This is a genomic window from Pseudomonas sp. UV AK001 (genome assembly GCF_046097675.1).
Classification (GTDB): Bacteria; Pseudomonadota; Gammaproteobacteria; order Pseudomonadales; family Pseudomonadaceae; genus Aquipseudomonas; species Aquipseudomonas kribbensis.
Genome location: NZ_JBJUVZ010000003.1, coordinates 269,862 through 290,023, shown reverse-complemented (window position 1 = coordinate 290,023; position 20,162 = coordinate 269,862). Strand labels below are relative to the sequence as shown.

Here is a 20,162-nt window from a genome sequence, read left to right as displayed (position 1 = left end):
GCCTTTAGGGAACCGGTGATTGACCTCATTGAAACGGGCGACCCGTAGCCGCAACAATCGATAAAAGCTCATACTAGCCATGTCCTCACGTCATACCTTGGATCCACATGAAACGACTGCCTCCCCTGCCCGCCCTGCACACGTTTCTGATCACCGCGCAGTGCTGCAACTTCACCCGGGCCGCCGAGCAGTTGCACATCACCCAGGGTGCGGTGAGCCGGCAGATCGCCGGGCTGGAGGAGCATCTGGGTTATGAGCTGTTCATTCGCCTGGCCCGGGGCCTGGAACTGACGGCCGAAGGTCGCGAATGGCTGCCACGGGTGCAGCAGGTGTTCAGCCTGATCGGCGACTCGATGGAGCAGATCGGCGCCAAGCGCGAAACCCTGCAACTCAAGGCCCCGAGTTGCGTGATGCGCTGGCTGTTGCCACGCCTGTTGCAATGGCAGCGCGAGCGCCCGGACGTGCCGGTGAAACTCACGGCGTCGTTGCAACACGGCGTGGACTTTCATCGCGAGCAGTTCGACGCCGCAGTGATCTACGGCACCGCGCCCCACGACTCCCCTGCCACGCTGCATCTGTTCGATGAACAACTGACGCCGGTCTGCTCGCCAACACTGCTCAACGGTGGCCCGGCGCTGCACACGCCGGCAGACTTGCAACAACACTTGCTGCTGCACCCGACCCACACCGATGACGACTGGACACTCTGGCTGGAAGCCGCCGAACTGCACTTGAGCAACATCAGCAGCGGTCAGCATTTCGAGACGCTGGATCAGGCGATGTCGATGGCGTCCCACGGGACGGGGGTGGCGATTGGCGACTGGTCACTGATCGGCGACGACTTGAACGCCGGGCGACTGGTGATGCCGTTCGATCTGAAGGTGAAGACGGGATTGGGCTATTACATCGTGGCGCCGGCGTCGGAGCCGTCGGCGAAGTTGCAGGAATTGATGGGGTGGCTGGTGGAGCAGGCTCATACGCGGTGAGCCTGTTACTGAACGTTCCCACGCAAGGCGCGGGAACGTTTGATCGGGTTACATCAGTAACCGACCGTAAACCGCTGACGCGAATGCTTCGGCGTTTCCACTTCGTCGATCAGCGCAATTGCGTAATCGGCAAAGCTGATGGAGCTCTGGCCTTCGGCACTTACCAGCAAATCATCCTTGCCCACGCGGAATTTGCCGGTGCGCTCACCTTCGAAGAACAGCGCCGACGGCGACAGGAATGTCCAGTCCAGTTCCTTCTCCTGACGCAGGGCATCAAGGAAAGCGGCACCAGCGCTGGCTTCGGCCTTGTACTCGGCCGGGAAACCCGCGCTGTCGATCACGCGGGTGCCGTCCGGCAGCAACAGCGAACCGGCACCACCGACCACCAGCAGACGTTTCACCCCGGCCTGTTTCACCGGGCCGATCAGCGCGCTGGCCGGCACCGTGGCGAAATGCGCGGCGCTGATTACCACATCGTTACCGGCGACTGCGGCTTGCAGCGCGGCGGCATCCAGCACGTCGACGTTCTTGCTGACCACACCGGCACGGGCGCCGATCTTCGAGGTATCCCGGGCGATGGCGGTGACGCTGTGGCCGCGACGCAGGGCTTCTTCCAGCAATTGGCTGCCGGCACGGCCGGTGGCACCAATGATTGCGATCTTGCTCATGACATTCTCCAGTTGGCTTGAGAGTGCTGCGTTTTCAGAATCGGGTTACCACTTCATCTCGCCCTTGGCGACTTTGGCGCTCAGCTCCAGGGAACTCTCTTCGCCCAGTTTCGGGTAGCGCTTTTTCATCGCGGCGATCAGCGCGGCAGAGTCCTTGGCCTTGGCGGTTTCTTCGTCGAAGGCCTTGATGTAGTCGGCGGTGAACTTCACGGCGGCCAGCGAACGGGCGCTGTCACCCAGGTAGTGACCCGGCACCACGGTTTTCGGCTTCAGGGTTTCGATCGAGTGCAGGGTTTCCAGCCAGTCGGCGTGGGATTGTGCAGTCTGAGTATCGGCCATCCAGACGTGGATGTTCTCGGCAACGACGACACCACCCACCACAGCTTTCAGTGATGGAATCCACACGAAGCTGCGATCCGGTTGCTTGCCTTCCAGGCCGACCACCTGCAGCTTCTGCCCTTCGAGCATCAGGCTGTCGCCCTTGAGCACGCCCGGCACGATGGTTTTGGCCGGCACGTCGGCGCCCATTTTCGGGCCCCAGAATGCGAGTTTGCCGTCGACGGTTTGCTTGATGTGATCAACGGTCGGCTGCGAGGCCAGCACCTTGGCATTCGGGAAGGCCTTGGTCAGGGTGTCGAGACCGAAGTAGTAATCCGGGTCACCGTGGCTGATGTAGATGGTGGTCAGTTGCTTGCCGCTGGCGCGGATCTTTTCCACCACTTGCTCGGCCTGGGATTTGCCGAACTGGGCGTCCACCAGAATCGCGTCCTTCTCGCCGCTGACCAGCACCGAGGTCACCGGGAAGATTGCGTTAGTGCCCGGATTGTAGACATCGAGGCTCAGGTTCGCGGCCGCTGCGTGGGCAGCAAAGCCGAGGGTGGCGGTGGCCAGTAAAACGCGCTTGAGAATGGTGAAGCCGATCATGGGTTGCTCCGCTGTTCGAATGCCGTGCTTGGCGATGGGACAGAGCTTAGTTGCCAGACTCGTTACAAAAAATGCGATGCTTAAACATAGTTTGTTTCTGAAAGCGGGCAAATCATGGATCGTCTCCAAGCAATGCGGGTGTTTGTCACGGTGGTGGATCTGGGCAGCCAGTCGGCGGCGGCCGATCACCTGGACCTGTCGCGGCCGGTGGTGTCGCGTTATCTGGCGGAACTGGAAGACTGGGTCGGCGCGCGCCTGATGCACCGCACCACGCGCAAGTTGAGCCTGACTGCGGCCGGTAACGAGATCCTGCCGCGCTGTCGGCAGATGCTGGAACTGTCGAGCGACATGCAGGCTGCCGTCAGTGAACCCGACGATGCGCCACGGGGTCTGCTGCGAATCAGCGTCAGCACCTCGTTCGGCCAGGCGCAACTGGCCGATGCCATGGCCGCGTTCGTCAAGCGCTACCCGGGCGTCAACATCGACCTGCAAATGCTCGATCGCACCGTGAACCTGGTGGACGAACGCATCGACCTGGCGATCCGCACCAGCAACGACCTCGACCCCAACCTGATCGCCCGGCGCCTGACGGTCTGCCGCTCGGTGGTCTGCGCCGCACCCGCCTATCTGCAGGAACATCCACAACCGCAGCGCGTAGAAGATCTGAGCCGGCACAACTGCCTGACCCACTCCTATTTCGGCAAGAGCCTGTGGCATTTCGAAGAAGATGGCGAACCGGTTTCAGTGCCGGTGCAAGGCAACATCAGCGCCAACGAGGCCAGCACCCTGCTGCGCGCCACTCTGGCCGGTGCCGGGGTGGCGATGCTGCCGACCTATCAGGCAGGGGCGCATATTCACAGCGGCGAACTGGTGCGCCTGCTGCCCAGCGCCGAACCTCGGCGGATGAACATCTACGCGGTGTACGCCTCACGCAAGCACATGCCGGCGGCACTGCGCAGCATGCTGGATTTCCTGGTAATGCGCTTTCCCGAAAACCCGCAATGGGATGTCGGCTTGTAAACCCGTTCGCCGCGCAGCTGGCAACTCCCCGGCGCTGACCTATGCTGAAAGTAGTACCCAAGGGTATTCGTTCAGAGGTCAACGCCATGATCATGAGCACCAGAACAAGAAGATACCTCGCGATTTTCATCACCTGCGCGGCCACGCTGGCGCTGTATGGCACCGCGGCATGGCGCGTGGAGCAGTTGCGGCAACTGCCCCGTGAGTACGCGAGCTGCAACTTCGAGCGCTGCATCCCTCACAACGCCACCCTCAACGCCCTGCGCTGATACAGGACGTCAGGCGTCGTCGTTCTGCTCGGCCTTCAAGCGGTCGCGGAACGCCTTTGGCGAGATCCCCACACGGCGCCGGAACAGGCGCGTGAAGTTGGTCGGATCGGAAAAACCCAATACCTCGGACATCTCGTAAATCGTCATGCTGGTGTACGTCAGCAGACGCTTGGCTTCCAGCAACTGACGTTCATGCATGATCTGCAACGCCGGTTGCCCCGCCAGTTCGCGGCAGGTGCCGTTGAGGTGCGAGACGGAAATCCCCAGACGATGGGCCAGGTCTTCGACCTTCACATGCTGGCGATATGTCTCTTCCACCAACTGGATAAAACCGTTGAGGTACTCGCGCTGACGCTGCGGGCGTTGGCTCGCGTTATGACGGCGGATCGCCTGACGGCTGACCCAGACCATGATCACGCTCACCAGCGAATGCATGAGCATTTCCCGCGCCGGTTGATGACCGTTGTACTCGGCCTGCAACGCGGCAAACAGACTGTTGAGGTACTCCGCGTCCTGCCCCGCCGGATAGCTTTCGGCCTGGGCCAGGGCCTGCACCGCGCTGCCCAGTTGCGCCTGCAAATGGTTGATCAGCGGTGTGGCGAGGGTGACGACAAATCCTTCGACGTCCTCGGAAAAACGGAATCCATGCACCGATAGCGGCGGCAGGATCTGGATCGCGGCTTCGTTCAGTTGCGTGCGTTGACCTTCGATTTCAAGCTCTGCCTGACCTTTGAATACGAAGAGCAACTGGCACAAATCGGCGTGGCGGTGGGGTTTGATTTCCCATTGATGTTCGCGGCTGCGTTTGGAAATGGTTTCACAGTGCAGCAAGTCAGGGGTCGGCCAGTCCAGGCTTTCACCGTAGAGCTTGAACACCGGAATCGAAGGCAGGTCAGGCTTGTTCATCACTTCAATCCAGGCCTCGAAGGTTGCGGGCGATAATCGCACCGATTGGCAGAATGTACAGGTATCGGCTCAGTTTTCACCTTCAATTGACAGACCCGCAAGGGAAAAATGCAAGCACTCGAATCCTGAAAATCATTCACCGGCCGTTGTCGCGTGAAGCTTGCGAGTCATAAAAACAATGAAAACGCTGAAAACCCAAGTCGCCATCATTGGCGCCGGTCCATCCGGATTATTGCTCGGCCAACTGCTGCACAACGCCGGCATCGATACCCTGATTATTGAGCGCCAGACACCTGACTATGTGCTCGGCCGAATTCGCGCCGGGGTCCTTGAACAGGGCATGGTAGAGCTGTTGCGCGAGGCTGGCGTGGGTCAGCGGATGGACGCCGAAGGGCTGGTCCACGGTGGTTTCGAACTGGCCCTCGACGGGCGTCGGGTACACATCGATCTGCAGGCGCTGACCGGTGGAAAAACCGTGATGGTCTATGGCCAGACCGAAGTCACCCGCGACCTGATGGCCGCTCGTCGGGAGACCGGCGGACAGACCATCTATGAAGCACGCGATGTCGTTCCCTGTGGCATGAAAAGCGACGAGGTCTTCGTCACGTTTGAAAAGGACGGCGAAATCTGGCGCGTCGATTGTGATTACATCGCCGGTTGCGACGGTTTCCACGGCGTGGCGCGGCAGTCGATTCCAGCCGAATGCCTGAAGATTTTCGAACGGGTTTATCCGTTCGGCTGGCTGGGGATTCTCGCCGACACGCCACCGATTCACGATGAACTGGTCTACGCCCGCCACGAACGCGGCTTCGCCTTGTGCAGCATGCGGTCGGCGACTCGCACCCGCTATTACCTGCAAGTGTCCGCCGAAGAGAACGTCGACGACTGGTCGGATCAGCGCTTCTGGGATGAACTGCGCAATCGTCTGCCGGAGGATCTGGCGCAGAAACTCGTGACCGGCCCGTCGATTGAAAAGAGCATCGCGCCGCTGCGCAGTTTCGTGGTCGAGCCGATGCAGTACGGGCGCATGTTTCTGGTGGGTGACGCGGCGCATATCGTTCCGCCGACCGGGGCCAAGGGTTTGAATCTGGCGGCCAGCGATGTCAGCACGCTGTTCAGGATTCTGCTGAAGGTTTACCGCGAAGGGCGCACGGACTTGCTGGAGCAGTATTCGCAAATCTGCCTGCGCCGGGTGTGGAAAGCCGAGCGGTTTTCCTGGTGGATGACTTCGATGCTGCACCGTTTCGACGAGCACGACGATTTCAGCCAACGGATCAGCGCCTCGGAACTGGACTACTTTGTCAGTTCAGAAGCGGGACAAAAAACCATTGCAGAAAATTACGTCGGACTTCCTTATGAGGCTATCGAATAGCCTGCTACCGACTTACACTGGCGAGCATCCCCGCTCGTCTGACGATCTGCGGGACCCTCACTGCCCGCAGGTTTTGCCCGTGACCAACCTCAACCACCCCGAAACGCCCAAACCGGCCATTCGCAGCGTGCTGGTCGCGCTGATGCTGGCGATCTTCCTTGGCGCGCTGGACCAGACCATCGTCGCCGTTTCCATGCCGGCCATCTCCGCGCAATTCAAGGACGTCAGCCTGCTGGCCTGGGTGATTTCCGGCTACATGGTGGCGATGACCGTGGCGGTGCCGATCTACGGCAAGCTCGGTGACCTATACGGGCGGCGCAAACTGATGCTGTTCGGCATGGGCCTGTTCACCCTTGCCTCGCTGTTCTGCGGCATGGCCCAGAGCATGGAGCAACTGGTGCTGGCGCGGATTTTCCAGGGCATCGGTGCTGGCGGGATGATCTCGGTGAGCCAGGCGATCATCGGCGACATCGTGCCGCCCCGTGAGCGCGGGCGCTATCAGGGTTACTTCTCCAGCATGTACGCGGTGGCCAGCGTGGCCGGCCCGGTGCTGGGCGGTTACATGACCGAGTATCTGTCGTGGCGCTGGGTGTTCCTGATCAACCTGCCGCTGGGCCTTGGCGCGTACTGGGTGGCGCGACGCAATCTGGTCGGCCTGCCGATCCCCCAGCGCAAACCGGTCATCGATTACCTTGGCACACTGCTGATGATCATCGGCCTGACGGCGCTGTTGCTGGCGATTACTCAGGTCGGCCAGGGTCATGCGTGGCGCAGCAGCGAAGTGCTCGGTCTGTTCGCTTGCGCGGTCGCGGTGCTGGCGGTGTTCGTCTGGCATGAGCGTCGTGCCCGCGAGCCGTTGCTGCCTATGCACCTGTTTACCAATCGCAGCGCCCTGCTGTGCTGGTGCACGATTTTCTTCTGCAGCTTCCAGGCGATTTCGTTGATTGTGTTGATGCCGTTGCGCTTCCAGAGCGTGACCGGTGCCGGCGCCGACAGCGCGGCGCTGCACTTGCTGCCGCTGGCAATGGGCCTGCCGATCGGCGCGTATTTCGCCGGGCGCCGCACGTCGATTACCGGGCGCTACAAACCACAGATTCTCACCGGCGCGCTGCTGATGCCGATCTCGATCCTCGGCATGGCCTTCAGCCCGCCCGATGCGACGCTGGTCAGCAGCCTGTTCATGTTGCTCAGCGGCATCGCCGGCGGCATGCAGTTCCCGACCTCGCTGGTCGGTACGCAAAATTCGGTCGAGCAAAAGGACATCGGCGTCGCCACCAGCACCACCAACCTGTTCCGCTCGCTGGGTGGCGCGGTGGGCGTGGCGTTGATGTCGGCGCTGCTGCTGGCATTGTTGCAGGACTCCAGCTTTGCCCACCTGACCGGCGCATCGTTGATCGGCGAAGGTCACTCCGGCAACGTGCTGCTCGATGGCCTGAACGCGGCACCCGGCGATGCACAGAATGCCTTGCGCGCCGAATTGCTGGTGACGTTCCGGCATTTGCTGATGGTCAGCGCCGGGGTGTCGCTGCTCGGGCTGGCGGCGGCGATTGCCATGCCGAACCGCTTGTTGCGCGGGCGTGAGCACGGCGCCCGCTGACCGATGCCGATGGCTCCCACGCGTGACGTGGGAGCACACAGGGTTCAAGCGCTGTAATAACCGACCGCCACCAGGAACCCGCCGACCTTCTTCAGGTAGGCATGCTTGTCCTCGACCTTGCCGGTCACCGGGTTCTTCCAGCGGTATTCGTATTCACCCTCATCCTGCTTGCCGATCATCGACAGAATCGGCTCACCCACCGGTTTGCCTTCCGGGTCCTTGACCTTGGCGAAGTCGGTGTTGATCAACCGCAGGTTGGTGCCATGGGCGACGTAGCGCCGGGTGTTCAGATCCACCACGAACACATACAGGTCATCCTGCAGGTAACCGCCCTTGAGCGAGTTGATCGCCGTCAGCGTGCCCTTTTCGTCCTTGGTCAGATCGGTGGCGGCTTTGTCGAGCAATGATTTCGCCTGTTCTGCCGATGCTCGTGGCAAGTAGTAACCGACCGCCAGAATCCGCTGACCGATGCGCTGATAGAACACATGCTTGCGCTCGACCTTGCCGTCGGCCTGGTTCTGCCAACGGTACTCGGCCTGCTGGATGCCGTTGCCTTCCGGCACTTTCAACGCGTCCTTGAACGCCTTCTGCAATTCCGGGCCAAGCACTTCGCTCACATCCCGGCCGATCAACGCCGAAGACGGCCCACCGCTGGCGAGCATCACGCCCTTGGTATCGACCACGAACACGTAACGATCCCTGTCGACGAATTCGCCCTGGCGGCTGAATGCCGCGAACGCCTTGTCGCCGTTGTCGTGATAGTAGGCCAGAGCCTTTTCCAGCAAGGCGATGGCGGCCTTGCTGTCGTCCTTTTCCGTGGCCGCATTGGCCTGTCCGAAACTCAACAACAGCACCGCGCCGAGCCAGGCCAGTTTTTGCACAAACCCCATGACGCATCCCTCGTTCTTGTTGGTGTTTCAAGAGCGTAGACGGCCTGACGGCAGGTATGGATTTTCAGAAAGCGTCTGAATGTTGCGATGGGTGTGGCGAGGGCATTCGCGCCCTCGCCACAGAAGAGGCTCACGGCCGGGCGTTGATCTGCTGTTGCAGGTTCTGGATCTGCGCCTGCAGGGTGTTGATGTTGCGGGTCATCTGCCCACGGAATGCATCGAACTCGGCGGTGCTGGAGCCGCCCTGCACAGCGGCCGGACGGTTGTCCTGCTCGCTCTTGAGCACGACGATTTCCTGCTCCAGACGCTCGATGGCGGCGTTCGAACTGCCTTGTTTCTTCAGCGCCGAGATGTCGGCACCAAGGCTCTTGAACTGCGCATCGAAACCCTTGAGTTGCGCGTCGACCTTGCTGGTATCGGCCGGCGCGTTTTTCAGTGTCGCCAGCTCGGCACTCAGGGCTTTGACCTGGGCCTGCAATTGAGTGTTGGCGTTCTGTTGCTCAGTGGTCTGGGCGGTCATCTGCGCGAGGCGCTTGTCCAGATCCGTCGCCTGCCCGGCCACACCCTGCTGCTGTTTGCTCTGATCCTGCAGTGCGTTTTGCAATTGCTTGATCTGCAGTTTCAGCGCTTCACTGTCGGTGTTGACGTTGGTCTGGCTGGCCACGACCTTGCCGGAAATATCCTGCAGGCGCCCCGCCGCTTCTTCACTGATCCGCGCGAAGCTTTCCTGGGTCGCCACCAGTTGCTGCTCCATCAGCGAAATCTGCTGGAAACTCCACCAGGCCAGACCGATGAAAGCAAAGAACAACGCACCGACCAGCGCCCACAACGGCCCGGTGCTCGCAGACTTGACCTTGACCACCGGCGGTGTGCGCGAATGCACGGAAGTGCGGGCAGTGGTCGGGAAATCGTCGTCATCGAGTGTATCGGCGCGCAGGCTCGGAACATCGTCGAAATCGTCGTGGGCATCGTTACGCATGGACATTGAGGCAACCTTTGTGAAACCCGGTAATGGCTGATTGCGGCGCAGTATAAACCCCGCAGCCGCAGGGATTGACCCCCAACCCGCGGCGGGGTTCAGCACTTGGTATCAACGAATGTCCTGGGCTTTCCACCAGCCACAGAACTCATCGAGGGCCGTCCAGAGACTGACTTTCGGATCGTAGTCCAGATAATGCCGGGCGCGACTGATGTCGAGGGTGAAATTTTTGTTCATCACCTGCATGCCCAGGCGCGACAGGGTCGGCTCGGGCCGTCCCGGCCAGAGTTTGCACGCGCCTTCGTTGAGCGCCGCCACGCTGTAGGCCAGCCCGTAGGACCGGTACTTGGTGACCTGTGGGACTTCCATCTTGCGCATCACGTAATTGACCACATCCCACAACGGTACCGGGGCGCCGTTGCTGATGTTGTAGGCCTTGCCCAGCGCCGAACCGGCCGCCAGCAGACTGCTCAGCAACGCTTCGTTGAGATTATGCACGCTGGTGAAGTCGACCTTGTTCAGGCCGTTGCCGATGATTGCCAGACGCCCTTTGCGCTGCATCTTCAGCAGGCGCGGGAAAATGCTCATGTCGCCGGCACCGGTGACGAAACGCGGGCGCAGGGCCAGGGTTTCGAGACCGAATTCCTGGGCGCCGAAGACCTTTTGTTCGGCCAGATATTTGGTCGCCGCGTAATGATGTTTGAAACGCTTGGGCACCTGCTCTTCGGTCAGGCCGAGGTGATCGCGGCCGTCAAAATAGATCGACGGCGACGACAGATGCACCAGGCGCCGCACCCGCTGCTTGAGGCAGGCTTCGACCACGTTTTCGGTGACCTGCACATTGCCCTGATGAAAGTCCTGATAGCGCCCCCATAGCCCGACCGCACCGGCGCAATGCACCACGGCTTCGACGTCGGTGCAGAGCGCACGCACCAGGTCAGGGTCGCTCAGGTCGCCCTGAACGAACTCGGCGCCGCGACGCACCAGATGCTCGACGCCTTCGGCCCGGCGGCCGTTGACCCGCACGTCCAGGCCCTGCTCCAGGGCAAAACGCGCAAAGCGTCCGCCAATGAAGCCGCTTGCGCCGGTGACCAGAATTTTCATGTAGAGCTCCGCTGTCTTTCGTTTTGCCTGATTCGTGAGTCTTGACGCTGGCCGTCAGTCCAACGGCACCAGCCATTGCGACGACGAACGCACCAATTGCTCGGTCAACAACCCCAGCAACTGGCCGCCATTGCGCCAATGATGCCAGTACAACGGCACGTCGATCGGTTTATCTGGCAACAGTTCGCGCAACACGCCGCGTTCCAGTTGCTCGCGCACCTGTAATTCCGGCACCAGCCCCCAGCCGAGCCCGGCTTCGGTCAGGCGGATAAAACCTTCGGAGGATGGGCACAAATGGTGTTCGAAACCACCATCTACACCCAGGGACGCGAGGTAGCGATGTTGCAGAAAGTCGTCCGGACCAAACACCAGCGCCGGGGTGCGTGGCAATTGTTCGGCCCGCACGCCGTCGGGGAAATGCCGCTCGATGAACGCCGGGCTGGCCAGCGCCCGATAACGCATGGCGCCGAGCAGCACGCTGCGGGCGCCCGCCACCGGCCGTTCGCTGGCACACAGGCAGGCGGCTACTTCGCCGGCGCGCATGCGTTTGAGGCCGACGGTCTGGTCTTCGACGATCAGGTCCAGCAACAGATGCTGTTCGGCGCAGAAGTCGCCCACCGCCTCCGCCCACCAGGTGGCGAGGCTGTCGGCGTTCAGGGCGATACGCAGACGTTCCGGCAGGCCCTCTTCGTCCAGCGCCGGCACCAGCGTCTGCAGATCCCGTTCGAGCAGGCGCACCTGTTGCACATGGTTGAGCAGGCGCCGGCCGATCTCGGTGGGTGACGGTGGTGTCCCGCGCACCAGCACTGGCTGGCCGACCCGCGCTTCCAGCAGTTTGATCCGCTGGGAAATCGCCGATTGCGAAAGGCCCAGCACCTGCGCCGCCCGTTCGAATCCGGCCTGCTCGACCACGGCGGCCAGAGCGGAAAGCAATTTATAGTCGAACATCAGTTTTCCTAATGAGCGATCAGCACTATTGGTTTTTCTTATACAGCGTCTGCCCGGAGAATAGCCACCAAGCACTCTTTATCAAGGACCACCCCAATGGCTGGCGAAACCTCGTTGACCACCCTGCTGCGCAGCATGAGCCCGCAGCTCAATGCCGGCGAATATGTGTTCTGCACCTTGCGCGACGGGCAGTTGCCGAGTGGCCTGGAAGTTGTCGGAAGTTTCCGTGAACAGGAAGGCCTGACGGTGATTCTCGAACGGTCCCACGCCGAGCGTGCCGGTTTCAGCTTCGACTATGTCGCGGCCTGGATCACCTTGAACGTGCATTCGGCGCTGGAAGCCGTCGGCCTGACCGCCGCATTCGCCACCGCACTGGGCAAGGCCGGCATCAGTTGCAACGTGATTGCCGGCTATTACCACGACCATTTGTTCGTCGGTCAGGCCGACGCCGAACGCGCCATGCAAGTGCTGCGCGATCTCGCAGCCAACGCGGAGTAATTGTCATGTGGCAAAGCTATACCAACGGTCTGCTGGTGGCCTTCGGGCTGATCATGGCGATCGGTACCCAGAATGCTTTTGTATTGGCTCAGAGCCTGCGTCGTGAACATCACCTGCCGGTCGCCGCGCTGTGCGTCGCCTGTGATGCATTGCTGGTAGCGGCTGGCGTATTCGGTCTGGCCACGGTGCTGGCGCAAAATCCGACGTTGCTGGCGGTTGCACGCTGGGGCGGCGCGGTGTTCCTGATCTGGTACGGCAGCCAGGCGTTGCGCCGGGCGTTCTCGAAACAGAGTCTGCAACAGGGTGAAAACCAGACCGTGCGTTCACTGCGGGCAGTGATGCTCAGCGCACTGGCGGTGACTCTGCTCAACCCGCATGTCTATCTGGATACCGTGCTGCTGATCGGCTCCCTCGGCGCGCAACAGTCGGTGCCAGGTGCCTATGTAGTGGGCGCGGCGAGTGCTTCGCTGCTGTGGTTTTTCACCCTGGCGTTCGGCGCGGCATGGCTGGCACCGTGGCTGGCGCGGCCGGGGACCTGGCGGATTCTCGATCTGTTGGTGGCTGTGATGATGTTCACGGTAGCCGGTCAGCTCATTCTGGCCTCGTGATTATTCCAAACAGCTCTGGAACCTCTATCCCACACAGTTGTTGCGTGGTTATGCCGCACCCCCGGTGCTATGATCCGAACCCTGCGCCGCAAAGAGTAAAAACTCGCCGGTGCATTTCTGGCCGCCCGTGATCGGCCTTGCGCTCACCGCAACAGACCTGATTAGGAGAATCATCATGGCTTTCGAATTGCCGCCGCTGCCTTACGCACACGATGCCCTGCAGCCGCACATTTCCAAGGAAACCCTGGAATTCCACCACGACAAGCACCACAACACCTACGTCGTGAACCTGAACAACCTGGTGCCAGGCACCGAGTTCGAAGGCAAGACCCTGGAAGAGATCGTCAAGACTTCCTCGGGCGGCATCTTCAACAACGCCGCTCAGGTCTGGAACCACACCTTCTACTGGAACTGCCTGGCGCCAAACGCCGGCGGTCAACCAACCGGCGCACTGGCTGATGCCATCAACGCGGCGTTCGGTTCGTTCGACAAGTTCAAGGAAGAGTTCAGCAAAACCTCGATCGGTACCTTCGGTTCCGGCTGGGGCTGGCTGGTGAAAAAGGCTGACGGTTCCCTGGCCCTGGCCAGCACCATCGGCGCCGGCAACCCGCTGACCAGCGGCGACACCCCGCTGCTGACCTGCGACGTCTGGGAACACGCTTACTACATCGACTACCGCAACCTGCGTCCGAAGTACGTTGAAGCGTTCTGGAACCTGGTCAACTGGAAGTTCGTGGCCGAGCAGTTCGAAGGCAAGACCTTCACCGCTTAAGCTGCGCGCCAGACAAAAACCCGGCTATTGCCGGGTTTTTTTATGCCTGTGCAATAAGGTCGGCGAATCCCGTCACAAACAAGGCCATTTCCCATACGCAAAGCAGCCCTTGCCCCCTTGCTCCCAAGCCACAGCGGACTAACATCAAACAGAGGAAAAATTGTCCGACGCCCCTCAAGTTGGAGAGCAAAACTACCGACACAGTACAATCAGGGCCAATACTCCAGGCAGCCGCATTTCGGCCAAGGCCACGGACAAACTTTCCGCGGTTCGATTGTCCCTTTGACTGCCAACACGGGATTGCCAATACTCATGGCAACTTGACGCTACCCGCACGGAACAAGGAATAACCCTTTGAAGCTGGAACTCAAGAACAGCTTGTCGGTGAAGTTGCTCCGGGTCGTGCTCCTGTCGGCATTGATCGTCGGCGTGGTCTTGAGCTGCGCGCAGATTGTCTTCGATGCCTATAAAACCCGTCAGGCCGTCGCCGGCGATGCCGAACGTATCCTCGACATGTTCCGCGATCCCTCCACCCAGGCGGTCTACAGCCTGGACCGGGAAATGGGCATGCAGGTGATCGAAGGCCTGTTCCAGGACGACGCCGTGCGCCAGGCCTCCATCGGGCATCCCAACGAAGCGATGCTCGCGCAGAAATCCCGTGAGTTGCAGCAATCCAGCAGCCGCTGGCTGACCGACCTGATCCTCGGCCAGGAGCGAACCTTCACCACTCAACTGGTGGGGCGCGGTCCCTACAGCGAATATTACGGCGACCTGAGCATCACCCTCGACACCGCCACCTACGGCCAGGGTTTCATCGTCAGTTCGGTGATCATCTTCATTTCCGGCGTGTTGCGTGCCCTGGCCATGGGCCTTGTGTTGTATCTGGTCTATCACTGGCTGCTGACCAAACCACTGTCGCGGATCATCGAGCACCTCACCGAAATCAACCCGGACCGCCCCAGCGAACACAAGATTCCGCAACTCAAGGGTCACGAGAAAAACGAGCTCGGGATCTGGATCAACACCGCCAACCAGTTGCTCGAATCCATCGAACGCAACACCCATCTGCGCCACGAAGCGGAAAACAGCCTGCTGCGCATGGCCCAGTACGATTTCCTCACCGGTTTGCCGAACCGCCAGCAATTGCAGCAGCAACTGGACAAGATCCTGGTGGACGCCGGCAAGCTGCAGCGCCGGGTCGCGGTGTTGTGCGTCGGGCTGGATGATTTCAAAGGCATCAACGAACAATTCAGCTACCAGACCGGCGACCAGTTGCTGCTGGCCCTGGCGGATCGCCTGCGCGCCCACAGCGGCCGCCTCGGCGCCCTCGCCCGCCTGGGTGGCGACCAGTTCGCCCTGGTGCAGGCCGACATCGAGCAGCCTTACGAAGCGGCAGAACTGGCGCAAAGCATCCTCGACGACCTGGAAGCCCCGTTCGCCCTCGATCATCAGGAAATCCGCCTGCGCGCCACCATCGGCATCACACTGTTTCCGGAGGACGGCGACAGCACCGAGAAGCTGTTGCAGAAAGCCGAGCAGACCATGACCCTGGCCAAGACCCGCTCGCGCAACCGCTATCAGTTCTACATCGCCAGCGTCGACAGCGAGATGCGCCGCCGTCGCGAACTGGAAAAAGACCTGCGCGATGCCCTGCTGCGGGATCAGTTCTACCTCGTCTATCAACCACAGATCAGCTACCGCGATCACCGTGTGGTCGGCGTCGAGGCACTGATCCGCTGGCAACACCCGGAGCACGGGCTGGTGCCGCCGGACCTGTTCATTCCGCTGGCCGAACAGAACGGCACCATCATCGCCATCGGCGAGTGGGTGCTGGATCAGGCCTGCAAGCAACTGCGTGAATGGCACGATCAGGGTTTCGTCGACCTGCGCATGGCGGTCAACCTGTCCACCGTGCAACTGCACCACGCCGAGCTGCCGAGAGTAGTCAACAACCTGCTGCAGATGTACCGCCTGCCACCGCGCAGCCTGGAACTGGAAGTCACCGAAACCGGCCTGATGGAAGACATCAGCACCGCCGCCCAGCACCTGCTGAGCCTGCGCCGTTCCGGCGCACTGATCGCTATCGACGACTTCGGAACCGGCTACTCCTCGCTGAGTTATCTCAAGAGTCTGCCGCTGGACAAGATCAAGATCGACAAGAGCTTCGTCCAGGACCTGCTGGATGACGACGATGACGCGACCATCGTTCGCGCCATCATTCAACTGGGCAAGAGCCTGGGCATGCAGGTGATCGCCGAAGGCGTGGAAACCGCCGAGCAGGAGACCTACATCATCTCCGAAGGCTGTCATGAAGGTCAGGGCTATCACTACAGCAAGCCACTGCCGGCACGGGAACTGAGCGTCTATCTCAAGCAGGCGCAACGCAGCAACGCCGCCATTCTCTGAAACCTCCGGCACAGGACTCCCCGCCACCGATACCGGGAAGTACCCGCGCCGTTGATCCAGCGCAACCCCTGCGCAAACAGGAAATATTTCCAGCTACAACCCTTTACACATAATGCGAAAGATTTGCATTATGTCGCAGCTTTTGCGCACCCCCGCGCCTGTCCACTCAATTACCGAAGCAGGATGTTCGCCATGATTCGTATGCCTCTGGCTACCGCCAGTCTGCTGGCCATCGCCATTTCCCTCGCCGGTTGCGGCGAAGGTAAAGACAAGGCCGCCGCTCCAGCTGCGCCGACGCCAGCCGCCAGCACCGCCGCACCGGCGACGCCTGCCGCTGCCGGTAAAGTCGACGAAGCCGCTGCCAAGGCTGTGGTCGCGCACTACGCCGACATGGTCTTCGCCGTTTACAGCGATGCCGAATCCACCGCGAAAACCCTGCAGACCACTATCGACGCTTTCCTTGCCAAGCCGAATGCCGAGACACTGAAGGCCGCCCGTGAAGCCTGGATCGCCGCCCGCGTTCCTTACCTGCAGAGCGAAGTGTTCCGCTTCGGCAACACCATCATCGACGACTGGGAAGGTCAGGTTAACTCCTGGCCGCTGGACGAAGGCCTGATCGACTACGTCGACAAATCCTACGAGCACGCACTGGGCAACCCGGGCGCCACCGCCAACATCATCGCCAACACCGAAGTACAGGTCGGCGAAGACAAGGTCGACGTCAAGGACATCACTCCGGAAAAACTCGCCAGCCTGAACGAGCTGGGCGGTTCCGAAGCCAACGTTGCCACCGGCTACCACGCCATCGAATTCCTGCTCTGGGGCCAGGACCTGAACGGCACCGGCCCTGGCGCCGGCAACCGTCCGGCGTCGGACTACCTGGAAGGCGCCGGCGCTACCGGCGGTCACAACGATCGTCGTCGTGCCTACCTGAAAGCCGTGACCCAACTGCTGGTCAGCGACCTGGAAGAAATGGTCGGCAACTGGAAGCCGAACGTGGCCGACAACTACCGCGCCACCCTGGAAGCCGAACCGGCTGAAAGCGGCCTGCGCAAAATGCTGTTCGGCATGGGCAGCCTGTCCCTGGGCGAACTGGCCGGCGAGCGCATGAAAGTGTCCCTGGAAGCGAACTCCCCGGAAGACGAACAGGACTGCTTCAGCGACAACACCCACAACTCGCACTTCTACGATGCCAAAGGCATTCGTAACGTTTACCTGGGCGAGTACACCCGCGTCGACGGCACCAAGATGACCGGCGCCAGCCTGTCGTCGCTGGTGGCCAAGGTTGACCCGGCTGCCGACACCGCGCTGAAAGCCGATCTGGCCGCCACCGAAGCCAAGATCCAGGTCATGGTCGATCACGCCAACAAGGGTGAGCACTACGACCAGTTGATCGCCGCCGGCAACACCGCCGGCAACCAGATCGTCCGTGACGCCATCGCCTCGCTGGTCAAGCAGACCGGTTCGATCGAAGCGGCTGCCGGAAAACTGGGCATCAGCGACCTGAACCCGGACAACGCCGATCACGAGTTCTGATCGACGCTGGCTGACTGAACAAGGCGACCTTCGGGTCGCCTTGTTCGTTTCCGCCGGCCTGACTTGTATCAAGCAAACGATAATTCCTCTTATTCAAACCCCCTCGCCCTGTTAGACTTTGCGCCTTTATTTTTGCCCGTCCGCAGGAAGTCTGATGCCGTCGTTGCCTCTTCGCTTGTCCGCACTGTTTCTGGCCCTTGGCCTGAGTGCCTGCGATGACGCCCCGCGTTTCACCAAGGCCGAGCCCGGCGAAGCCCGTTCCGGCGGTGCCGCGACCGTGCGCAAGACCGATCAGAATTCATTCTCCCTGCCCTCGGCCAACCTGCCACCTTCGCGTCGGGTAGATTTCAGCGTCGGCAACAGTTTCTTTCGCAGCCCCTGGGTGATCGCGCCGTCGACCACCACCGCCCGCGATGGCCTCGGCCCGCTGTTCAACACCAACGCCTGCCAGGGCTGCCACATCAAGGACGGTCGCGGACATCCGCCACCTCCGGATGCGCCGAACGCCGTATCGATGCTGGTGCGTCTGTCGATTCCCGATGCGCCGCAGTACGCCAGATTGATCGAGCAGGTCGGTGTGGTGCCGGAGCCTGTCTATGGCGGACAGTTCCAGGACATGGCCGTGCCTGGCGTCGCGCCGGAAGGCAAGGTGCGGGTCGACTACACGCCAGTGCCGGTGCGCTTCAAGGACGGCACCGAAGTCGAACTGCGCAAACCGGTGTTGCAGTTCTCTCAGCTTGGCTACGGCCCGATGCACCCCGATACGCGTTTCTCCGCACGGGTTGCGCCGCCGATGATCGGTCTGGGTCTGCTCGAAGCGATCCCCGAAGAAGCCATCCTCGCCAACGCCACTGCGCAGGCCAAAGAGAACAACGGCATCAACGGCCGGCCAAACCGGGTCTGGGATGACGCGCAGCAAAAGACCGTGATGGGCCGATTTGGCTGGAAAGCCGGACAACCGAACCTCAATCAACAAAATGTTCACGCGTTTTCTGGTGATATGGGCCTCACCACGAGCCTGAGACCGTTTGATGACTGCACCGACACGCAAATCGCCTGCAAACAGGCGCCCAATGGCAATGGCCCGGACGGCGAACCTGAAGTCAGCGACAACATCCTGCGCCTGGTGCTGTTCTACACCCGCAACCTCGCCGTGCCCGCACGCCGTGGCGTCAACGATGCTCAGGTGCTGGCCGGCAAGAATCTGTTTTTCCAGGCGGGGTGCCACTCCTGTCACACGCCGAAATACACCACCGCCGCCAACGCGGCCGAACCTGAACTGGCCAATCAAGTGATTCGCCCGTACAGCGATCTGCTGCTGCATGACATGGGCGAAGGCCTGGCCGACAACCGCACCGAGTTCCAGGCCAGCGGCCGCGACTGGCGCACGCCGCCGTTGTGGGGTATCGGTCTGACACAGGCAGTCAGCGGTCACACCCAGTTCTTGCACGACGGCCGCGCACGCAACCTGCTCGAAGCCGTGCTCTGGCATGGCGGCGAAGCCCGGGCGGCGCAGCAACAGGTTTTGTCTTTCAATGCCGAGCAGCGTGCCGCGCTGCTGGCGTTCTTGAATTCACTTTAAACACTTAAAAGAATCGGGAGCCCGACATGTTCCGTCCCAAGCTGTTGTTTACCAGCCTTGCCGCACTGGCCCTCGGCGCCTGCTCACCGCAGGATCCGCAAGCCGTCACCTCGGCCGCCATCGCCAAATCGGTGATCCTGCCAACCTACACCCGCTGGGTCGAAGCTGACCGGCAACTGGCCGTCAGCGCCCTCGCCTACTGCCAGGGCAAGGAAAACCTGGAGACCGCCCGCGCCGATTTCCTGCACGCGCAGAAAGCCTGGGCCGAACTGCAACCGCTGCTGATCGGCCCGCTGTCCGAGGGCAACCGTTCGTGGCAGGTGCAGTTCTGGCCGGACAAGAAGAACCTCGTCGGCCGTCAGGTCGAGCAACTGGTCACCACCCAGCCGCAGATCGATGCCGCGGCACTGGCCAAATCCAGCGTTGTTGTGCAAGGCCTGTCGGCCTACGAATACATCCTGTTCGACGCCAAGCCTGACGTGGCCAACGACGAACAGAAAGCCAAATACTGCCCGTTGCTGGTGGCCATCGGCGAGCGCCAGAAACAACTGGCCGAAGAGATTCTGAGCAACTGGAACAACACCGACGGCATGCTCGCGCAGATGAGCAAGTTCCCCAACCAGCGCTACGCCGATTCCCACGAAGCGATCGCCGATCTGCTGCGGGTACAGGTCACCGCCCTCGACACCCTGAAGAAAAAACTCGGCACCCCGATGGGCCGCCAGAGCAAAGGCGTGCCGCAACCGTTCCAGGCCGATGCATGGCGCAGTCAGTCGTCGCTGACGGCGATGGAAGCCAGCCTCGCCGCCGCCAAGACCGTGTGGGAAGGCGTCGACAACAAAGGCCTGCGCGGCTTGCTGCCGGCCGAGCAGAAACCGTTGGCGGACAAGATCGACGCGGCTTACGCGGCCTCGCTCAAGCTGTTCGGCAGCACCCAGCGCTCGCTGACCGAAATGCTCGAAGACGACGCCGGTCGCCAGCAGCTCAACGACATCTACGACAGCCTCAACGTCGTCCATCGCCTGCACGAAGGCGAACTGGCCAAGGCGCTGGGCATCCAACTGGGCTTCAACGCCAACGACGGTGACTGATGAGGG

Annotated in this window: 19 protein-coding genes; 12 read left to right on the top strand and 7 right to left on the bottom strand. The window is 61.4% G+C overall.

The genetic code is table 11. From position 1 onward, the window contains the following. Positions 1 to 107 precede the first annotated feature (107 nt). Entirely contained in the window at positions 108 to 986 is an 879-nt protein-coding gene (locus tag ACKLNA_RS12310; RefSeq protein ID WP_085709569.1) for a LysR substrate-binding domain-containing protein, read from the top strand. A gap of 53 nt (positions 987 to 1,039) precedes the next feature. Here ACKLNA_RS12310 and ACKLNA_RS12305 read toward each other — a convergent pair whose 3' ends face one another. Next, positions 1,040 to 1,654 (bottom strand): NAD(P)-dependent oxidoreductase, encoded by a 615-nt coding sequence (locus ACKLNA_RS12305; RefSeq protein ID WP_119427817.1) that lies wholly within the window; start codon positions 1,652 to 1,654, stop codon positions 1,040 to 1,042. A 45-nt stretch (positions 1,655 to 1,699) separates the two neighbouring features. Continuing rightward, entirely contained in the window at positions 1,700 to 2,578 is an 879-nt protein-coding gene (locus ACKLNA_RS12300; protein ID WP_408986011.1) for an MBL fold metallo-hydrolase, read from the bottom strand. 114 nt (positions 2,579 to 2,692) lie between these two features. On the opposite strand from ACKLNA_RS12300, the gene ACKLNA_RS12295 reads away from it, so the two are divergent. Then, positions 2,693 to 3,598: a LysR family transcriptional regulator gene (locus ACKLNA_RS12295; RefSeq protein ID WP_408986010.1), complete on the top strand. Its 906-nt coding sequence runs from the start codon at positions 2,693 to 2,695 to the stop codon at positions 3,596 to 3,598. A 41-nt stretch (positions 3,599 to 3,639) separates the two neighbouring features. After that, positions 3,640 to 3,867 carry a hypothetical protein gene (locus ACKLNA_RS12290; protein ID WP_085730216.1) on the top strand — a complete coding sequence of 76 codons (228 nt, stop codon included), beginning with the start codon at positions 3,640 to 3,642 and terminating at the stop codon, positions 3,865 to 3,867. 9 nt (positions 3,868 to 3,876) lie between these two features. On the opposite strand, the gene ACKLNA_RS12285 is transcribed toward ACKLNA_RS12290, so the two are convergent. Beyond that, positions 3,877 to 4,773 carry a helix-turn-helix domain-containing protein gene (locus ACKLNA_RS12285; RefSeq protein ID WP_114885158.1) on the bottom strand — a complete coding sequence of 299 codons (897 nt, stop codon included), beginning with the start codon at positions 4,771 to 4,773 and terminating at the stop codon, positions 3,877 to 3,879. 178 nt (positions 4,774 to 4,951) lie between these two features. On the opposite strand from ACKLNA_RS12285, the gene pobA reads away from it, so the two are divergent. Both pobA and ACKLNA_RS12275 read left to right on the top strand, forming a co-directional pair. After that, the gene (gene pobA / locus ACKLNA_RS12280) at positions 4,952 to 6,145 is read left to right on the top strand and encodes a 4-hydroxybenzoate 3-monooxygenase (RefSeq protein WP_408986009.1); all 1,194 of its coding nucleotides are present in this window, start codon (positions 4,952 to 4,954) and stop codon (positions 6,143 to 6,145) included. 79 nt (positions 6,146 to 6,224) lie between these two features. Then, positions 6,225 to 7,742 carry an MDR family MFS transporter gene (locus tag ACKLNA_RS12275; RefSeq protein WP_408986008.1) on the top strand — a complete coding sequence of 506 codons (1,518 nt, stop codon included), beginning with the start codon at positions 6,225 to 6,227 and terminating at the stop codon, positions 7,740 to 7,742. A gap of 44 nt (positions 7,743 to 7,786) precedes the next feature. Here the strand turns inward: ACKLNA_RS12275 and ACKLNA_RS12270 are convergent, their stop codons facing one another. The 4 genes from ACKLNA_RS12270 to ACKLNA_RS12255 all read right to left on the bottom strand — a co-directional run bounded on the left by ACKLNA_RS12270 (position 7,787) and on the right by ACKLNA_RS12255 (position 11,663). Further along, positions 7,787 to 8,632, bottom strand: a complete 846-nt coding sequence (locus ACKLNA_RS12270; RefSeq protein WP_408986007.1) for a cache domain-containing protein — start codon at positions 8,630 to 8,632, stop codon at positions 7,787 to 7,789. 130 nt (positions 8,633 to 8,762) lie between these two features. Further along, complete coding sequence (locus ACKLNA_RS12265) at positions 8,763 to 9,617, bottom strand: ATPase (RefSeq protein ID WP_408986006.1); 855 nt, start codon at positions 9,615 to 9,617, stop codon at positions 8,763 to 8,765. 105 nt (positions 9,618 to 9,722) lie between these two features. Continuing rightward, on the bottom strand, positions 9,723 to 10,715 hold the full coding sequence (locus ACKLNA_RS12260) for an NAD(P)-dependent oxidoreductase (RefSeq protein ID WP_085709559.1): 993 nt from the start codon (positions 10,713 to 10,715) through the stop codon (positions 9,723 to 9,725). A gap of 54 nt (positions 10,716 to 10,769) precedes the next feature. Then, positions 10,770 to 11,663 (bottom strand): LysR family transcriptional regulator ArgP, encoded by an 894-nt coding sequence (locus ACKLNA_RS12255; protein WP_065258594.1) that lies wholly within the window; start codon positions 11,661 to 11,663, stop codon positions 10,770 to 10,772. 96 nt (positions 11,664 to 11,759) lie between these two features. Here ACKLNA_RS12255 and ACKLNA_RS12250 point away from each other — a divergent pair, with 96 nt between their 5' ends. The 7 genes from ACKLNA_RS12250 to ACKLNA_RS12220 all read left to right on the top strand — a co-directional run bounded on the left by ACKLNA_RS12250 (position 11,760) and on the right by ACKLNA_RS12220 (position 20,156). Continuing rightward, a complete protein-coding gene (locus tag ACKLNA_RS12250) occupies positions 11,760 to 12,161 on the top strand; it encodes an ACT domain-containing protein (protein WP_007953258.1) in 402 nt (133 codons plus the stop codon). 5 nt (positions 12,162 to 12,166) lie between these two features. Then, entirely contained in the window at positions 12,167 to 12,769 is a 603-nt protein-coding gene (locus ACKLNA_RS12245) for a LysE/ArgO family amino acid transporter (protein WP_085709557.1), read from the top strand. A 175-nt stretch (positions 12,770 to 12,944) separates the two neighbouring features. Beyond that, the gene (locus tag ACKLNA_RS12240) at positions 12,945 to 13,541 is read left to right on the top strand and encodes a superoxide dismutase (protein ID WP_016773431.1); all 597 of its coding nucleotides are present in this window, start codon (positions 12,945 to 12,947) and stop codon (positions 13,539 to 13,541) included. Between the two features lie 354 nt (positions 13,542 to 13,895). Then, positions 13,896 to 15,947: a bifunctional diguanylate cyclase/phosphodiesterase gene (locus ACKLNA_RS12235; RefSeq protein ID WP_085709556.1), complete on the top strand. Its 2,052-nt coding sequence runs from the start codon at positions 13,896 to 13,898 to the stop codon at positions 15,945 to 15,947. Positions 15,948 to 16,139: 192 nt separating this feature from the next. Next, on the top strand, positions 16,140 to 17,483 hold the full coding sequence (locus ACKLNA_RS12230) for an imelysin family protein (RefSeq protein WP_408986005.1): 1,344 nt from the start codon (positions 16,140 to 16,142) through the stop codon (positions 17,481 to 17,483). 154 nt (positions 17,484 to 17,637) lie between these two features. After that, positions 17,638 to 19,065, top strand: coding sequence for a di-heme oxidoredictase family protein (locus ACKLNA_RS12225; RefSeq protein WP_408986004.1), 1,428 nt, complete (start codon positions 17,638 to 17,640; stop codon positions 19,063 to 19,065). 26 nt (positions 19,066 to 19,091) lie between these two features. After that, complete coding sequence (locus ACKLNA_RS12220) at positions 19,092 to 20,156, top strand: imelysin family protein (RefSeq protein ID WP_408986003.1); 1,065 nt, start codon at positions 19,092 to 19,094, stop codon at positions 20,154 to 20,156. Positions 20,157 to 20,162: the final 6 nt, after the last annotated feature.